Origin of the sequence: Paenirhodobacter huangdaonensis (assembly GCF_004022465.1) — a bacterium.
Lineage (GTDB): Bacteria > Pseudomonadota > Alphaproteobacteria > Rhodobacterales > Rhodobacteraceae > Rhodobacter > Rhodobacter huangdaonensis.
The window spans coordinates 1-17,579 of the sequence record NZ_SAVA01000002.1; the positions used below are offsets into that span (position 1 = coordinate 1).

The 17,579-nt window shown below is 67.2% G+C and carries 15 protein-coding genes and 1 pseudogene; 15 read left to right on the forward strand and 1 reads right to left on the reverse strand.

What is annotated here, in order from left to right; all coding sequences use genetic code 11:
• The 3 genes from EOW66_RS03090 to EOW66_RS03100 all read left to right on the forward strand — a co-directional run.
• Window positions 1–642 (forward strand): tetrahydrofolate dehydrogenase/cyclohydrolase catalytic domain-containing protein (locus tag EOW66_RS03090; protein ID WP_128154784.1); only part of this gene is annotated, 642 nt, incomplete at its 5' end.
• Window positions 643–713: 71 nt separating this feature from the next.
• Window positions 714–1,598 (forward strand): formyltetrahydrofolate deformylase, encoded by an 885-nt coding sequence (gene purU, locus EOW66_RS03095; protein WP_128154785.1) that lies wholly within the window; start codon window positions 714–716, stop codon window positions 1,596–1,598.
• 404 nt (window positions 1,599–2,002) lie between these two features.
• On the forward strand, window positions 2,003–2,728 hold the full coding sequence (locus tag EOW66_RS03100) for a FadR/GntR family transcriptional regulator (protein ID WP_113900136.1): 726 nt from the start codon (window positions 2,003–2,005) through the stop codon (window positions 2,726–2,728).
• Here the strand turns inward: EOW66_RS03100 and EOW66_RS03105 are convergent.
• Entirely contained in the window at window positions 2,685–4,004 is a 1,320-nt protein-coding gene (locus EOW66_RS03105; protein WP_128154787.1) for an ABC transporter substrate-binding protein, read from the reverse strand. The genes EOW66_RS03100 and EOW66_RS03105 overlap by 44 nt on opposite strands.
• A gap of 172 nt (window positions 4,005–4,176) precedes the next feature.
• On the opposite strand from EOW66_RS03105, the pseudogene EOW66_RS03110 reads away from it, so the two are divergent.
• The 12 genes and pseudogenes from EOW66_RS03110 (at window position 4,177) to EOW66_RS03165 (ending at window position 17,528) form a co-directional block, all read left to right on the forward strand.
• A pseudogene (locus tag EOW66_RS03110) lies at window positions 4,177–5,519 on the forward strand (NAD(P)-binding domain-containing protein).
• 65 nt (window positions 5,520–5,584) lie between these two features.
• On the forward strand, window positions 5,585–7,957 hold the full coding sequence (locus EOW66_RS03115) for a DUF1989 domain-containing protein (protein ID WP_128154788.1): 2,373 nt from the start codon (window positions 5,585–5,587) through the stop codon (window positions 7,955–7,957).
• A 123-nt stretch (window positions 7,958–8,080) separates the two neighbouring features.
• Window positions 8,081–9,877 (forward strand): APC family permease, encoded by a 1,797-nt coding sequence (locus EOW66_RS03120; protein WP_206363664.1) that lies wholly within the window; start codon window positions 8,081–8,083, stop codon window positions 9,875–9,877.
• A 73-nt stretch (window positions 9,878–9,950) separates the two neighbouring features.
• Window positions 9,951–11,087 (forward strand): aminomethyltransferase family protein, encoded by a 1,137-nt coding sequence (locus tag EOW66_RS03125; RefSeq protein ID WP_128154790.1) that lies wholly within the window; start codon window positions 9,951–9,953, stop codon window positions 11,085–11,087.
• A gap of 60 nt (window positions 11,088–11,147) precedes the next feature.
• Window positions 11,148–11,750 carry a dimethylamine monooxygenase subunit DmmA family protein gene (locus EOW66_RS03130; protein ID WP_128154791.1) on the forward strand — a complete coding sequence of 201 codons (603 nt, stop codon included), beginning with the start codon at window positions 11,148–11,150 and terminating at the stop codon, window positions 11,748–11,750.
• Window positions 11,747–12,694: a PDR/VanB family oxidoreductase gene (locus EOW66_RS03135; protein WP_128154793.1), complete on the forward strand. Its 948-nt coding sequence runs from the start codon at window positions 11,747–11,749 to the stop codon at window positions 12,692–12,694. The genes EOW66_RS03130 and EOW66_RS03135 overlap by 4 nt, the downstream gene beginning before the upstream one ends.
• Before the next feature lie 9 nt (window positions 12,695–12,703).
• On the forward strand, window positions 12,704–13,744 hold the full coding sequence (locus EOW66_RS03140; RefSeq protein ID WP_128154794.1) for a heme-dependent oxidative N-demethylase family protein: 1,041 nt from the start codon (window positions 12,704–12,706) through the stop codon (window positions 13,742–13,744).
• A 147-nt stretch (window positions 13,745–13,891) separates the two neighbouring features.
• On the forward strand, window positions 13,892–14,656 hold the full coding sequence (gene fabI / locus EOW66_RS03145) for an enoyl-ACP reductase FabI (RefSeq protein WP_128154796.1): 765 nt from the start codon (window positions 13,892–13,894) through the stop codon (window positions 14,654–14,656).
• A gap of 250 nt (window positions 14,657–14,906) precedes the next feature.
• Window positions 14,907–15,410 (forward strand): type III secretion system chaperone family protein, encoded by a 504-nt coding sequence (locus EOW66_RS03150; RefSeq protein ID WP_128154797.1) that lies wholly within the window; start codon window positions 14,907–14,909, stop codon window positions 15,408–15,410.
• 26 nt (window positions 15,411–15,436) lie between these two features.
• Window positions 15,437–16,249, forward strand: a complete 813-nt coding sequence (proC, locus tag EOW66_RS03155; RefSeq protein WP_128154799.1) for a pyrroline-5-carboxylate reductase — start codon at window positions 15,437–15,439, stop codon at window positions 16,247–16,249.
• Window positions 16,246–16,581 carry a tRNA-binding protein gene (locus EOW66_RS03160; protein ID WP_128154801.1) on the forward strand — a complete coding sequence of 112 codons (336 nt, stop codon included), beginning with the start codon at window positions 16,246–16,248 and terminating at the stop codon, window positions 16,579–16,581. Before proC ends, EOW66_RS03160 begins: the two co-directional genes overlap by 4 nt.
• Window positions 16,581–17,528, forward strand: coding sequence for a 2-hydroxyacid dehydrogenase (locus EOW66_RS03165; RefSeq protein WP_128154802.1), 948 nt, complete (start codon window positions 16,581–16,583; stop codon window positions 17,526–17,528). Before EOW66_RS03160 ends, EOW66_RS03165 begins: the two co-directional genes overlap by 1 nt.
• Window positions 17,529–17,579 lie beyond the last annotated feature (51 nt).

Genomic DNA, 17,579 nt, shown 5'->3' on the forward strand with positions numbered 1-17,579 from the left:
GCTCAGCTCAACGCCGATCCGGCGGTGCACGGCATCCTCGTGCAGCTGCCGCTGCCGGGGCATCTGAACAGCGATCTGGTGATCAACGCCATCGACCCCGCGAAGGACGTCGACGGCTTTCACATCTCGAATGTGGGGCTTCTGGGCACCGGGCAGAAGGCGATGGTGCCCTGCACGCCGCTCGGCTGCCTGATGATGCTGCGCGACCATCTGGGCAGCCTCAGCGGCCTCGATGCCGTGGTCGTCGGCCGCTCGAACATCGTCGGCAAGCCGATGGCGCAGCTGCTTCTGGGCGACAGCTGCACGGTGACGATCGCGCATTCGCGCACGCAGGATCTGGGCGCGGTCTGCCGCCGCGCCGACATTCTCGTCGCCGCCGTGGGCCGGCCCGAGATGATCCCGGGCGCTTGGGTGAAGCCGGGCGCCACGGTGATCGACGTCGGCATCAACCGCATCGAGCGCGACGGCAAGACGAAGCTGGTGGGCGATGTCGATTTCGCCTCTGCGTCGCAGGTCGCGGGGGCGATCACCCCGGTGCCGGGCGGCGTCGGGCCGATGACCATCGCCTGTCTGCTCGCCAATACGCTGACCGCCTGCTGCCGTGCCAACGGCCTGCCCGAACCCGAGGGGCTCACCGCCTGAGCTCCTTTCCCGCGCCCCGGCGCGCAACCGGCCACCGGCCGACCCAACAGACAAACCGACGGGAGACCGACATGACCAAATACTGCCTGACCGTGGCCTGCCCCACGACCCGCGGCATCGTCGCCGCGATCGCGACCTATCTCGCCGAGAACGGCTGCAACATCACCGACAGCTCGCAGTTCGACGATATCCAGACCGGCAAGTTCTTCATGCGGGTGAGCTTCGTCTCCGAGGCGGGGCTTGACCTCGGCGCGCTCGAGACCGGCTTTGGCCCGACCGCCAAGGCCTTCGGCATGGTGGCGAAATTCCATGACGAGGCCGAGAAGATGAAGGTCATCATCATGGTCAGCCGCTTTGGCCATTGCCTGAACGACCTGCTCTACCGCTGGCGCATCGGCGCGCTGCCGATCGACATCGTGGCGGTGATCTCGAACCACATGGACTATCAGAAGGTGGTGGTGAACCACGACATCCCGTTCCACTGCATCAAGGTGACGAAGGAGAACAAGGCGGCGGCCGAGGCCGAGCAGATGCGCGTCGTGCATGAGAGCGGCGCTGAGCTGATCGTTCTGGCGCGCTACATGCAGATCCTGTCGGACCAGATGTGCAAGGAGATGTCGGGGCGGATCATCAACATCCACCACTCGTTCCTGCCGAGCTTCAAGGGCGCCAACCCCTACAAGCAGGCCTATGAGCGCGGCGTGAAGCTGATCGGGGCGACCTCGCATTACGTGACCGCCGACCTCGACGAGGGCCCGATCATCGAGCAGGACACGATCCGCGTCACCCATGCGCAATCGGCCGATGACTATGTCTCGCTCGGCCGCGATGTCGAAAGCCAGGTGCTGGCGCGGGCGATCCACGCCCATATCCATCGCCGCGTGTTCCTCAATGGCAACAAGACCGTGGTGTTCCCGGCCAGCCCCGGCTCCTACGCCTCGGAACGGATGGGGTGAGCCGCGGTCCCGGCGCGCTGCGCCGGGATTGAACGCTCCGGTGGAACGTTCAAAGCGGCGAACGCCCGGAGCGCAAGCGCAGGGCCGGGTGTTTCGGGCGAACGCCGGATCTGCCGCAAGCCCAGCCTTTCGCTTCCAATTGCCCCAAATATCCCGGGGGTGAATGGCCGCAGGCCAGAGGGGGCAGCGCCCCCTTTCTCCGCCGGGCGAGGGGGCGGCCGGGGCGGGGGGGGGGGCCCCCCCCCCCCCGCGCCTTCGGCGCTCACCCCCGGGATATTTGAAGCAATTGGAAGCGGGGAGGTGTTGCGGGAGAGTTGCGGGGCGCGTTTCGCGTCTGGATTTTCCTTGGGCAAAGCGGCTATTCTTTGACCGTCCCGTGCGGGACTGTTCAAGGGAATTTGCAAGTGCCGCCTTCTTCCGGACGTCTTCTTTCCGCGCCGCAAAGCGAGCCTGTCGTCGGGGCGACGGTGCAATATGTCATCGACACGCTGACGACGCGGATCGTTTCGGGAGAATACGGGGTCGATGAACGTCTGCCGTCCGAACGGGCGCTGGCGCAGGATCTGGGGGTGGCGCGCAACACCGTGCGCGAGGCGCTCGATCAGCTCGAGGAGCGCGGCATGATCCGGCGCCGGGCAGGGTCGGGGTCTTTCGTCACCTGGGACCCCTCGGGCACGCAGGCGGCGGTCTCGACCGTCGCGGCCGAGACCGGGCCCTTGCAGCTGCAGGTGGTGCGCGGGATCTTCGAGCCCGAGATGGTGCGGCTTGCGATCATCAACATGCCGCCGCGCGCGATCGAGGCGCTTGGCGAGACGCTGTCGCAGATGGAGGCGGTGCAGGCCGATGCCGGCGCCTTCGTGCGGCTCGAGGAAGAATTCCACCGCCAGATCGCGGCGGGCACCGGCAACCCGCTGCTGATCGCCTGCTACAACCTGGTGATCGACGCGCGCCGGCAGAGCTTTCGCGGCGCGATGTATCGCCGGCATCTGACGCCCAATCGCATCGCCTCCTATCAGCGCGGCTACAATGCGCTGTTCAACGCCATCGCCGCGCGCGACATCGAGGCGGCGAGCGAGTTCATGAAGCTCACGCTGATCGAGGATCAGAAGCTGCTGATGCAGGAAGACTGATCTGCCGGCGCCGCGGCGCCGGGCGCAGGCGCTGGTGCCAGAGCTGGCCGAGCGCGCCAAGGTGATGCGTGAGACGGGGCCCATGCGCCTCGAGCCAGCCCAGAACCGAACCGAATTCGACGATCTTCGCGCGCCCGCCCGCGATCCGCACCACCGGCCAGTCGCCCACCAGCGCATTGTCGATGCCGAAGATCTCGGCCCCCCACCAGCGCGCCGGGCCGAAGGCGTGCGGCATGATCTGCGAGCGCTTCATCGCGGCGAGCACCGAGACCGGGGCGGTCGTCTCGGCGCTTTCGACGGCGGCGTGCCACAGATCGAGGATCGAGGCATATTCCCAGCTCACCGCCGACCAGCTGCCCGGAAAGCGCGCGTCATAGGCGGCGAAGAAGGCCTCGGGGCGGTGGAAGAAGAAGGCGGTGTCGGCCAGTGCCGGGTCGTCGAAATCCGGGAACTGGAAGGTATAGCGTGCCATGAAGGCGGCCGAGGTGCGCGCGATCATCCGCGGATAGTCGTCGGCGGTGCAGGCGAGGATCTCGCCGGTGAAGCCCTGGGCGTGGGCCGCCTCGGTCAGGGCATGGATCATCGGCGGCGCCGATGAGCACCAGCACAGCACGTCGGGCTCTTCGGCCAGCATCGCGCGCACGATGCCCGCGGCGTCGGTCTCGGCCGGCGCATAGTGCAGCTCCTTCACCCGGGCGTGGCCCGCGGCCTCGAAGGCGGCGCGATAGACAGCGAGCGAGGGCAGGCCGAGGCTGTCGGTCTGGCTGCACAGGGCGACGCGGCGTGCCGCGGGGCGGTTCTTCGCCAGCCACTCGACCCCGGTCACGTTGAAGAGGGGATGCACCTCGGCAGGCGCGATCAGATAGGGGGTGTCGGGCGAGAGGTCGGAGGGCAGCAGCGTCGCCACCAGCGTCCGCGCCTTCATCAGCCAGGGCAGGGCGGGGGCGAAGCTGTCGCCGCCAAGGGTCAGGATCAGCCGGCAGTCGAGCCGTTCGACAAGCTCATGCGCGGCGGCGCGGGTGGCGGCGGCGCCGGTCGCGCTGTCGCGTGCCACGATCTCGATCGGGTGCCGGCGCCCGCCCACCATCAGCCCGCCGCGCGCATTCAGCCCCTCGGCCCAGAGCCGGCAGCCGTCGAGCCCCGGCCGGCCCCAGGATTCCTCGGGGCCCGAGAGCGGCGTGAGGAAACCGATCCGCACCGGCGCGCGGGTCTTCACCCCGAGTCGGGGCAGGGAACCAGTTACCAGAAGGCGCTGCGCGAGTGTCGGGCTGCTCATAATTTGATCTATAGCCCTTTTTCGGCAGGCTGGAATGCGGAAAAATACGGTGAAGCAATATTCCACACAGGAAAAATTGTTGACCCAAAAGATTTTTGCCCGCCTCATTGGTCCATGCCGAAGGAACCAGTTTTGAAATCTGGTCCATACCGGATCGAACAGGGAGACTGACATGACCAAACGCGTTGCCATCATCGGCGCCGGACCCTCGGGCCTTGCCCAGCTCCGGGCCTTCCAATCCGCCGCGCAGAAGGGGGCCGAGATCCCCGAGATCGTCTGCTTCGAGAAGCAGGAGACCTGGGGGGGTTGTGGAACTACAGCTGGCGCACCGGCACCGACAAGAACGGCGAGCCGATCCACGGCTCGATGTATCGCTACCTCTGGACCAATGGTCCGAAGGAGGGGCTCGAATTCGCCGACTATTCCTTCGAGGAACATTTCGGCAAGCAGATCGCCTCCTACCCGCCGCGCGCCGTGATGGTCGACTATATCGAGGGCCGGGTGAACAAGGCCGGCGTGCGCGGCTGGATCCGCTTCAACTCGGTCGTGCGCTGGATCGAGTTCGACGAGGAGGCCGGGGATTTCACCGTCACCGTGCACGACATGGAGCGCGACCATGTCTACAAGGAGCGCTTCGACCATGTGATCGTCGCTTCGGGGCATTTCTCCTCGCCGAACGTGCCGGAATATCCCGGGTTCGACCAGTTCTACGGCCGCATCGTGCATGCCCATGACTTCCGCGATGCACGCGAATTCGAAGGGCAGGACGTGCTTGTCGTCGGCTCCTCCTACTCGGCCGAGGACATCGGCTCGCAATGCTGGAAATACGGCGCGAAGAGCGTCACCTCGTGCTACCGCAGCGCGCCGATGGGCTTCAAATGGCCGGCGAACTGGGAAGAGAAGCAGGGCCTTGTCCGGGTCGAGGGCAAGACCGCCTTCTTCAGGGACGGCTCGTCGAAGCATGTCGATGCGATCATCCTGTGCACCGGCTACCGGCACTATTTCCCGTTCCTGCCCGACAGCCTGCGGCTGAAGACGGCGAACCGGCTTGCCACCGCCGATCTCTACAAGGGCGTCGTCTACGTCAACAATCCGAAGATGTTCTACCTCGGCATGCAGGACCAGTGGTTCACCTTCAACATGTTCGACGCCCAGGCCTGGTATGTGCGCGACATCATCCTGGGCCGGATCGCGGTGCCCGCCGACAAGCAGGCGCTGATCGCCGATGTGGCCGAGCGCGAAGAGCGCGAGGAGGTCTCGGACGATGTCAAATATGCGATCAAATACCAGGGCGACTACGTCAAGGAACTGATCGCCGAGACGGATTATCCGAGCTTCGACGTCGACGGTGCCTGCGAGGCCTTCTTCGAGTGGAAGCACCACAAGGCCGACAACATCATGACCTTCCGCAACCATGCTTACAGGTCGGTGATCACCGGCACGATGGCGCCCACCCACCACACGCCGTGGAAAGATGCGCTCGACGATTCGATGGAAGCCTATCTCGCGAACTGAGTTGTGTCCCCCTGGGCGGGGGCTTCGGGCCTCCCGCCTCCTTTTCCTGACGACAAGGACAGACCATGGTGCTTCTGCCCGCCGACACGCTCTTCCGCCCCGGCCCGCCCGCGCCCTCGCGTGCGCGCCGGCCGCAGGCCTTTCGGACCGGCCCGGCCGAGGAACGGCACACCGTGCCCGGCCGTGGCGCGCTCGTGCTCGAGATCCGGGCGGGCGACCGGCTCGAGGTGATCAACGACGAGGGCGGGCAGCGCTGCGAGCTGCTGGCTGCGCATCCCGACGGGCGGGTCGATTGCGGCCTGCTGGGCTGGGCGGGCGATTGCGCGGCGGACGGGCTGCGCGACCTGCTCGCCTCGGGCGAGCCCTCGCTTGCCCGGCTGCGCCGCGCGCTTGTGCGCCGGGGCATCGACCTGAGCCTTGCCCGCGCCATCGGGCTGTTCGGCGCCGGTGCGCGGGCGGGCGAGGCCGTGGGCTTCATCGCGCAGGGGGAGGGCTTTGCGCTTGCCGCCGCCCCCGGCCCGGCGATGGATTTCGAGCGTCAGGACACGGCAACCCCGCTGACGGTGAAGATCACCCGCGCCACGCCGCGCGCTGCCGGCCGCTTCGCGCTGCCCGATCCGCTCGCCGATCCGCTCCTTGATCTGCGGGTGAAATCGGCGACCGCCGAGGCCTATGTGGTGAAGGCCGGCGAATTCCTCCAGATCCTCGACGTCGACGGCCGCCAATGCACCGATTTCCAGTGCTTTGACGCGCGCAAGCTCGACCGCGGCATCATCAACCCGCTCGATGTCACCACCACCCGCACGCTGATGGGGCATGCCTATCCGACCCCGGGGCTGCACGCGAAATACTACGATCAGGATTTCACCCCGCTCGTCGAGGTGATCCAGGACACCTGCGGGCGCCATGACGCCTTCGCTATGGCCTGTTCGTCGAAATATTACGACGACATCGGCTATCCGGGGCACGCGAACTGCTCGGACAATTTCAACACCGCGCTCGCTGGCCATGGCGTTCCCGCCCGCGCGGGCTGGATGGCGGCGAATTTCTTCTTCAACACCGGGATTGACGCACATGGCGTGCTCGTCGCCGACGAGCCCTGGTCGCGGCCCGGGGATTACGTGCTGATGCGCGCGCTCACCGATCTCGTCTGCGTTTCCTCGGCCTGCCCGGACGACACTTCCTCGGCCAATGGCTGGGATCTCACTGACATCCATGTGCGCAGCTATGGCGCGGGCGAGCGGTTCTCGCGCGCTTCGGCCTGGCGCGCCACCCCCGACGCGGAGCCGATCATGACGCGTGAAAGCGCCTTCCACGACAATTTCGCCGCGCTGACCCGCGATTTCGTCGACTATCGCGGCTTCTGGCTGCCGAATGCCTTCCCCGAATGCGATGCGGTCGAGAGCTACTGGGCCGCGCGCGAGGGCGTGGTCGCGATGGATCTGTCCGCGCTGCGCAAGTTCGAGGTGACCGGCCCCGATGCCGAGGCGCTGCTGAACTGGGTGCTCACCCGCGATGTGACGAAGCTCGGCCATGGTCAGGTCGTCTATTCGGCGATGTGCTATCCGCATGGCGGCATGATCGACGACGGCACGCTGTTCCGTCTGGGGGCGCAGAACTTCCGCTGGATCGGCGGCTCGGACGAGGGCGGGGTGTGGATGCGCGAGGAGGCGGCGCGGCTGGGCCTCAACGTGATGATCCGCTCTTCGACCGATCAGATGCACAATCTCGCGGTGCAGGGGCCGCGCTCGCGCGCGCTGATGTGCGAGATCATCTGGACCGCGCCGCATCAGCCCGCCTTGGCCGATCTCGGCTGGTTCCGCTTCACCGTGGGCCGCATCGGCGGGCCCGAGGGTGTGCCGGTCGTCGTCTCGCGCACCGGCTATACCGGCGAGCTTGGCTACGAGATCTTCTGTCATCCGAAGGACGGCAAGGCGGTGTTCGAGGCGGTCTTCGGTGCCGGCGCCAAATACGGCATCAAGCCGATGGGGCTTGCCGGGCTCGACCTGTGCCGGATCGAGGCGGGGCTCGTCTTTGCGGGCTACGACTTTTCCGATCAGACCGACCCGTTCGAGGCCGGCATCGGCTTCACCGTGCCCTTGAAATCGAAAACCGCCGATTTCGTCGGGCGCGAGGCGCTGATCCGGCGCAAGGAAACGCCCGCGCGCAAATTCGTCGGCCTCGAGATCGAGGGCCAGGACCCGGTCTTTCACGGCGATTGCCTGCGGATCGGGCGGGCGCAGGTGGGCGAGGTCTGCTCGGCGATGCACAGCCCGCGCACCAATCAGTGGATCGCGCTCGCCCGCCTCGACGTGGCGCATGCCGAGCCCGGCACAGCGGTCGAGGTCGGCAAGCTCGACGGCCATCTGAAGCGGATCGCGGCGCGCGTCGCGCCCTTCCCGCATTACGACCCGAAAAAGGAACGTCCGCGCTCGTGAGGGGGTGGCGGGCCGGGTGGGGAGACCCGGCCGAAGGCCCCGGGAAACCGGGTGGGGAGGCAAGAAAACGGGGCGAAAACAGCCCCCTTCCACTCAACAGGGAGTTTGGACGTGGAACAGAACATGGCTTCCGCAGCGCCGATGGCGCGCGGGGCGGAGGGAACACCCTCCGCGGGGACGCTCAAGCGTGCCCTTGACTGGAAAGGCGCCTTCTGGGTCGCGGCCGGTGTGCCGCCGCTCGTGCTCTTCTCGATCGGCGGCATCGCCGGCGTCGCGGGCAAGGCCGCCTTCGTCGTCTGGATGGTCTCGATGGTGATGGGCTTTCTGCAAAGCTTCACCTATGCCGAGATGGCCGGCATGTTCGGCAACAAGTCGGGCGGTGCCTCGGTCTATGGCGCGACCGCCTGGCTGCGCTATTCGAAACTGATCGCGCCGCTTTCGGTGTGGTGCAATTGGTTCGCCTGGTCGCCGGTGCTGTCGCTCGGCTGCGCGATCGCGGCGGGCTACATCCTGAACGCGCTCTTCCCGATCCCGCTCGCGGAAAGCCAGCCGGTGATCGACTGGGTCGCGGCGCATCTGTCGCAATACAGCGCCTCGACGCAGGCGGTCATCGACTACATCGCCGCCAACCCGGGCGTGGCACCCGAGGCCGCGATCCAGGCCGTCGCCTCGGCCGATGGCATCGCCGCGCTGACGCCCGCCTTCCGCGTCTGGGAAGCCTTCGGCATTCCGGTTCCGGGGCTTGGCACGCTGCATTTCAACTCGACCTTCGTGATCGGCGTGGTGCTGATGCTGATGATCTTCGCGATCCAGCACCGCGGCATCGCCTCGACGGCGAAATCGCAAAAGATCATGGCGGTGGTCGTGCTGATCCCGCTGCTTCTGGCGGGACTGGTGCCGATCCTGACCGGCGCCATCGACTGGATGAACGTCACCTCGATCGTGCCGCCGACCGCCGCCTATTCCGGCACCGATGGCAGCTGGTCGGTGGGCGGCTGGACGCTGATCCTCGGCGCGCTCTATATCGCGGCCTGGTCGACCTACGGGTTCGAGACGGCGGTGTGCTATACCGCCGAGTTCAAGAATCCCCATCGCGACACGTTCCGCGCGATCTTCTTCTCGGGCCTTCTCTGCGTCGTCTTCTTCTTCATCATCCCCTTCGCCTTCCAGGGCGTGCTGGGGCAGGAGGGCATGCTCGCTCCCGGGATCATCGACGGCACGGGCGTCGGCGAAGTGCTTGGCCAGATGGTCGGCGCGGGGCCGCTGGTCGCGCATCTCTTCGTGATCCTGATGATCATGGCGCTCTTCTTGGCGATCATGACCGCGATGGCGGGCTCGTCGCGCACGCTCTATCAGGGCGCCCGGGACGGCTGGCTGCCGAAATATCTGACGCATGTGAACGATCACGGCGCGCCGACCGGGGCGATGTGGACGGATCTCGTCTTCAACGTCTTCCTGCTGGCGCTCGCCTCGGACGCGACGGGCTACTTCTACGTCCTCGCGATCTCGAATGTCGGCTACATCATGTTCAACTTCCTGAACCTGAACGCCGGCTGGATCCACCGCATCGACAGCCCCCATCTGCCGCGGCCGTGGAAGGCGCCGACGGTGCTGATCGGGTTCAACACGCTGCTCGCCTTCGTCAATGCGCTCTTCCTCGGCGCCGGTGCCAAGGTCTGGGGCTATTCGAACGCGCTCTGGTCTGGGGTGATCTTCGCCGCGCTGATCCTGCCGGTCTTCGCCTTCCGCCATTACGTGCAGGACAAGGGCCACTTCCCGCGCGAGGCGATGGAAGACCTCGGCCTCACCGATCACGGCGATCTCGGGCCGCGTCGCGCCGGCATCTGGCCCTATCTCGCGCTGATCGCGGGCGTGGCGGTGGTGCTCTGGGCGAACTGGTTCTTCCAGCTGCCGGCCTGAGCCATGCAATCCCCTGCCGCGGCACTCGCGGCGGGGCCCTTCAACGACTGACGAACCCTCAGGGAGACAGGGAATGACCGCATCTTGGAGATTTTCGACGCTGGCCGACCGGCACCGCGCGCTGGGCTCGGCGCTGGAAGACTGGAGCGGCATGGGCACCGCCTGGTCCTATGACGGCGATCCGCTCACCGAATACATGGCGATCCGCACGAAGGCCGGGCTGATGGATGTCTCGGGGCTGAAGAAGGTCCATATCACCGGGCCGGCGGCCAGCCATGTGATCGACCGCGCCACCACGCGCAACGTCGAAAAGCTGATGCCGGGCCGCGCCGTTTATGCCTGCATGCTCAACGATGCGGGCAAGTTCGTCGATGACTGCGTGATCTACCGCACCGCGCCGAACGCCTTCATGGTGGTGCATGGCTCGGGCCAGGGCTTCGAGCAGCTGACCATGGCCGCGACCGGCCGCGACGTCTCGATCCGCTTTGACGACAATCTGCATGACCTGTCGCTGCAAGGCCCGCTCGCCGTCGATTTCCTCGAGAAATACGTGCCGGGCATCCGCAGCCTGAATTATTTCAGCCATATGCCGACCTCGCTTTTCGGCGTGCCGGCGCTGATCGCGCGCACCGGCTATACCGGCGAGCGCGGATACGAGCTTTTCGTGCGGGGCCAGGATGCGCCGATGATCTGGGACCGCATCCTCGAAGAGGGCGCGGCGATGGGCATCATCCCCTGCCGCTTCACCACGCTGGATCTCTTGCGGACGGAAAGCTATCTGCTGTTCTTCCCCTACGACAATTCCGAGATGTATCCGTTCGAGAACGAGCCCTGCGGCGACACGCTGTGGGAGCTGGGTCTCGATTTCACCGTCTCGCCCGGCAAGACCGGCTTCCGCGGCGCGGAAGAGCATTACCGTCTGAAGGGCAAGGAACGCTTCAAGATCTGGGGCCTCAAGCTCGAGGGCAAGGTGCCGCCCGAGAACGGCGCGCCGGTGCTGAAGGACGGGGTGAAGGTCGGCGTCGTGACGCAGGCGATGTATTCGCCGCTGAACGACTGGACCGTCGCCATCGCCCGCCTGCCGGTCGAGTGCGCGGTCGAGGGCATGCCCCTCACCGTCGCAAGCGCCGAGGCCGGCACGATCGGCGCCACCACCTCGCCGATGCCCTTCTTCGACATCGAGAAGAAGCGCCGCACCGCCAAGGGCTGAGATTGACCGGGGCAGGGGCGGCATCAGATCGCCCCGCCCAGACCCAACAGGAACCATGCCATGCCGCGCACCGAATTCTCCCCTTCGATCCTGTCGCGCCCGGTCTATCCCGGGCTCATCCCGCAGGGCGCCACCCCGGCGATCATGCTCGCCGAGGGGCAGGGCGCCGGGGCGATCCTTGACCTCGCCGCGCTCGATGCCTCGGTGATGGATCTTGCGCATCTGATCTACATTCCCGCCGGGTCCGATGCCGGGCCGCGCCTCGCCGCACTGGGTGCGAAGATGTATCGCGAGGCGCCAAGCTACCCCGCCGCGCTCGAACGCTATCGCAAGGCGCTGGCCGATGCCCGAATGGGCACGACGCTCTATCTGGCCGGCTCGGAAGGGATGATCGGTCAGGCGATGGCCGAGGCGCTTGCCGCCGGCCTGCCGCCCGAAGCGATCCAGACCGAGCATCGCGGCGCCGTCGCGCGGCGGATGCAATGCGTGCATTGCAAGGGCGTGACCGAGAATGTCACGACCGACCCCTTCCTGTGCAGCCATTGCGGGCTGACGCTTTATGTGCGCGACCATTTCTCGCGCCGCCTCGGCGCCTTTCAGGGCGTCTGCGTCGATGCCGAAACCCCCGGCATCGTGCCCGAAGTGCAGGAGATCAAACCATGACCAGCCGCATGCTGCGCGTGAGCGCGATCGAGACACTCTCCCCCCTCGTCACCCGGTTCCGGTTTGAGGACCCCGAGGGCGCCACGCTGCCGCTTTTCTCCGGCGGCGCGCATGTCGTGGTGGAGATGCCCGATGCGGGCGTGCTGCGCCGCAACGCCTATTCGCTGATCTCCGATCCGATGGACGGGAGCGGCTATGAGATCGCCGTGCGCCGCGAAGACGGCGGCCGCGGCGGCTCGAAGTTCATGCACACGCAGGTGGCGGAGGGCGATCTGATGCGCCTCTCCGCGCCGGTGAACCTCTTCTCGCTCGATCTGCGGGCGCGGAAACATGTGATGATCGCGGGCGGCATCGGCATCACGCCGTTTCTGGCGCAGCTCAAGCAGCTCGCCCGCCTGCAGCAGCCCTTCGAGCTGCATTATGCCGCGCGCTCGCGCGCCGAGGCGGCGGGGCTTGCGCTGCTGCCCGCCACGCCGCAGGTGCATGTGCATATCTCGGAAGAGGGCAACCGGATGGATCTGGGCGCCATTCTCGGCCTGCAGCCGCTCGGCACCCATGTCTATTGCTGCGGCCCCGAGGGGCTGATCGAGGCGGTGGCCGAGACCGGCGCGCGCCTTGGCTGGCCGAAGACGGCGCTGCATTCGGAGGTCTTCATGGCGCCGCCCCCTGGCGCGCCCTTCGCGGTCACGCTGGCGAAGTCCGGCAAGGTGGTCACCGTCGGCGCGCATCAAAGCCTGCTCGAGGCGCTCGAACAGGCCGAGGTCGAGGTGCAGTGGATGTGCCGCGGCGGCGCCTGCGGGCGCTGCGAGACCGGGGTGAGCGCCTGCCACGGCACGATCGAGCACCACGACCACTGGCTGAGCGACGACGAGCACGCGAGCCAGAAGAAAATCATGCCCTGCGTCTCGCGCTTCACCGGCGAAACCCTCGTTCTCGACCTCTAGGAGGCACGGATGACCATCCAGTTCCACGACGAAACCTTCCGCGACGACTACACCTTCCACAACTCGCCCGAGGGGATCCGGCGCTTTCCGTTCCCCTTCGATGCGGACAGCTACATGTATTCGGTCAACCTCGAACCCCACGCGGGCGGCAAGGCCGGATCGCCCTTCGAGAAGCGCTTCGACGTCGACGAGCACTACGTTGCCGAGATGCGCGACCGCGCGATCACCCTCGCCGAGGACCCGCTGCGCTGCCAGTCGCTGCCGCATATGGAGCTCGCCGGCTGGGATTTCCTCGAACTCGTGATGGTCTCGAAGGCCGAGGATTACCCCGAGCTTTTCACGCTCAACCGCGATGGCGACCGCTGGCACTGGATCAACCGCCCGCTGGGGATCGAGCAGCGCTTCACCTTCCTCGATGCGACAACGCTGCCCTGCGGGCCGATGGAATACATCACCCGCCAGACCCAGGGCGATCATGCGCTCCTCGATCAGCGCGACGGCAACCTCTGGATGGATGCCGGCATGGTGACGAGCCAGGCCGACTGGTCGCTCGATTTCGACATCGGCATGAACTTCTTCGAGTGGCACGCGCCGGTGCCGAAGGCGCATGAGATGGGCGTGTTCCAGCGCGCGCTGAAGTTCCTTCTGAACCTGCAGCAGGGCGCACCCTCGCGGCGGCTGAACTGGACGATGACGGTGAACCCGCGGCTCGACACGAGCCCTGAGAACTATCACAAATGGGGCCCGGAAAAGCGCACGATCACCCCGGCCACGGTGGGGGACAAGCAATATCTGCGCGTCGAGCTGCAGACGCTGTGGCGGCTGCCGCGCTCGAACGCGATCGCCTTCCCGATCCGCTGCTATCTGTGCGCGCTCGAGGATCTCGTGACGGTGCCGAAATGGGGCCGCCGGCTGCACCGGGTGCTGCGCGACCTGCCCGACGAGCTGGCCAATTACAAGGGCTTCGCGGTGAACCGGCCGGTGATCGTCGATTACCTCGCGCGGTTCGACGACGGCGCCGAGACATCGCCGGGCATCTTTCCCGACTGACAGGGCAGGGCCCCGCCGCCCGGCCGTGGAGTTTTTGCCACGCTCTTTCGCAACCGCAGAAAGAACCTCTCTGCGGTGCAGAAAAGCTCGGGCGGGCCGGCCGGAATCCTGCTATGACTTTGGCGCAGCTGAACTCATGGAGGCGCCATGTTCTCGCTCAAGGGACAGAAGATTCTCGTTGTCGGCATCGCCAACGACCATTCCATCGCCTATGGCTGTGCCCGGGCCTTCCGCGAGCAGGGCGCGGATCTTGCCATCACCTGGCTCAACGCCAAGGCCGAGCCGCATGTCCGGCCGCTCGCCGAATCGCTCGGCGCCGAGATCATGATGCCGCTCGACGTCACCGAGCCGGGCGAGCTGGAGGCGGTCTATGCCGAGATCGGCAGCCGCTGGGGCAGGATCGACACGATCCTGCACTCGATCGCCTTCGCGCCAAAGGCCGATCTGCATGGCCGCGTCATCGACTGCTCGGCCGAGGGCTTCGGCAAGGCGATGGACATCTCGGTGCATTCCTTCCTGCGGATGATCCGTCTGGCCGAGCCGCTGATGCCCGGGGGCGGCACCTGCCTGTCGGTGTCGTTCTTCGGCTCGTCGCGCGTCGTGCAGCATTACAACATCATGGGGCCGGTGAAGGCCGCGCTCGAAAGCACGGTGCGCTATGCCGCGGCGGAACTCGGCGAGAAGGGCATCCGCGTGCATGCGCTCTCGCCCGGGCCGCTGGCCACCCGCGCTGCCTCGGGCATCGACCAGTTCGACAGCCTGCTCGCCGAGGCGACGGCGCGCGCCCCGACCCATGTGCTGACCACGATCGACGACGTCGGCGCGATGGCGGCCTTCCTTGCCTCGGCCGAGGCGAAGAACCTCACCGGCGGCGTGCACGACATCGACGGCGGCTATTCGATCACCGCCTGAGGGCGGCGCCCCGGCCTCGACCGGCATCGGGCCTGCCCGGTGCCGGTTTTGCATTTCCGCCCCATCCCCGGGGTTGTCCCCAGATATCGTGGCGGGACGACGACTTATCCACGACAAATTGCTTTACAGGGGGCGGAACAGGCCGCACGATATCTTGTAGGGATCGTGCGCTGCCACGCCGATCCTTGTGGATAGATCGAGTCCTAGGGAAACATCCCGGGGTCTGCACGAAACGCGTGGGGGTATGGGCATGGCACTGATCGAGGACTATCTCGGCGTCGAGGACATCCACCCGATCGACGTGGTGGAAACGCTGGCCGAGGCCCATGCGTGGGATTTCGACCGCATCGCCGACGACCAGATCGCGATGATGGTCGAGGGGCAATGGCGCAGCTATTCGCTCACCCTCGCCTGGTCCGAGCAGGACGAGGTGCTGCGGCTGCTGAGCACCTTCGAGATCGACCCGCCGGCGGCGCGCGAGGGCGCGCTTTACGACCTGCTCAACCGCATCAACGACCAATGCTGGACCGGCGCCTTCACCTTCTGGCGCGAGCAGAAGCTGATGGTCTGGCGCTATGGCCTTGTCCTTGCCGGCGGCCAGATCGCCGGCCCGGCGCAGATCGACCGGATGATCGGCGCCGCAGTCAGCGTCTCGGAACGGTTCTACCCGGCGATGCAGCTTGCCTGCTGGGGCGACGAAACCCCCGAGGCGGCGCTGAAGGTCGCCATTGCAGAGGCTTACGGCCGCGCCTAAAGTTTCCGCCGCAAAGGGGAAACGCGATGGACTTTTCGACGATTGAGGCGCGCGGTCTGGTTCTTCTGGGCTGCGGCAAGATGGGCTCGGCGTTGCTCGCCGGCTGGCTGCGCGGCGGGCTGAGCCCGAGCGCGGTGCATGTGATCGACCCGCACCCGTCCGACTGGCTGATGGGCACGGGCGTGGCGGTGAACGGGCTGCTGCCCGAGGCGCCGGCGGTGGTGCTGGTCGCGGTCAAGCCGCAGATGATGGGGGCGGCGCTGCCGCAGCTGACGGCCATGGGCGGCGGGCGCACGCTCTTCGTCTCGATCGCCGCGGGCACCACGATCGCCACCTTCGAAGGGGTTCTGGGCGCCGGCACCCGGCTTGTCCGCGCGATGCCGAACACGCCCGCCGCGATCGGCCGCGGCATCACCGCGATCGTCGGTAATGCGCAGGCGAGTGCTGCCGATCTCGACATGGCCGAGGGGCTGTTGTCGGCGGTCGGTCAGGTGGTGCGGCTCGATGCCGAAAGCCAGATCGACGCGGTGACGGCGGTCTCGGGTTCGGGCCCGGCCTATGTCTTCCACCTGATCGAGGCGCTCGCCGCCGCGGCCGAGGCCGAGGGGCTGTCGCCCGAGCTGTCGCTGCGGCTGGCGAAAGCCACAGTCGGCGGCGCCGGCCAGCTGGCCGAAGATGCGGCCGAAAGCCCGGCGCAGCTGCGCATCAACGTGACGAGCCCCGGCGGCACCACCGCCGCCGCGCTCGCCGTGCTGATGGATGCCGAGACCGGCTTCCCGGCGCTTCTGAAACGCGCGGTCAAGGCCGCCGCCGACCGCGGACGGGAGCTTGGCAAGTGACGATCAGTTTCGACGAGTTTCTCAAGGTCGACATCCGTGTCGGCCGGATCACCGCCGCCGAGACCTTCCCGCAGGCGCGCAAGCCCGCCTACAAGCTGACCATCGACTTCGGCCCCGAGATCGGCACCAAGCGCTCCTCGGCGCAGATCACCACACATTACACGCCCGAGGAACTGATCGGCCGGCAGGTGATGGCGGTGGTGAACTTCCCGCCGCGCCAGATCGGCCCCTTCATGTCCGAGGTGCTGACGCTCGGCGTGCCCGACGCGAGTGGCGAGGTGGTGCTGATCGGCCCCGGTCAGGACGTGCCGGTGGGCGGGAGGCTCTTCTGATGAAGCTGCTCGTCACCCGTGCCCTCACCCCGGCTGTCGAGGCGCGGGTGCGCGCGGAGTTTCCCGACGCGACCTTCCGCAACGGCGCCGCGCCGATGACCGAGGCGGAGGCGGCCGAGGCGCTCGCCAGCTATGACGCACTGCTGGTGACGCTGGGCGATCAGGTCCGCGGTGCGGCCTTCGCCGGTCCGCTGCGCGCGAAGATCGTGGCGAATTTCGGCGTGGGCTACAACCATATCGACGCGGCGGCTGCGAAGGCGCATGGCATCACCGTGACGAATACCCCCGGTGCCGTCACCGACGCCACCGCCGACATCGCGCTGACGCTGCTCCTGATGAGTGCGCGCCGCGCCGGGGCAGGCGAGCGCTTCGTGCGCTCGGGCGCCTGGACCGGCTGGACGCCCACCCAGTTCCTCGGCCATCACGTCAGCGGCAAGCGCGTCGGCATCGTCGGGCTCGGGCGGATCGGCACCGCGATCGCGCGGCGCTGCCATTACGGCTTCGGCATGGAGGTGGTGTTCCACAACCGCTCGACCGTCGCCGATCCGGGGCTGCCGGCGCAGCAGGTGTCGCTTCACGAGCTGCTGGCAATCTCTGATTTCGTGGTGATCGCGGTGCCGGCGACGCCGCAGACGCATCACCTGATCGGCGCGGCGGAACTCGCGCGGATGCAGCCCCACGCGCATCTCGTCAACATCGCCCGCGGCGACATCGTCGACGAGGCGGCGCTGATCGCGGCGCTCGAGGCCGGCCAGATCGCCGGCGCGGGCCTTGATGTCTTCGAGCGCGAGCCTTTCGTGCCCGCGGCGCTGCGCGCGCTCGATTGCGTGACGCTGCTGCCGCATCTGGGCACCGCGGCGCTTGAGGTGCGCGATGCCATGGGCTTCATGGCGCTTGCCAACCTGACCGCCTTCCGTGACGGCAAGGTGCCGCCGAACGCGGTCTGACCCTTGACCCCCGGCGCGGTTCGAAAGACTGTGCCGCGACTTTCGAGAGGA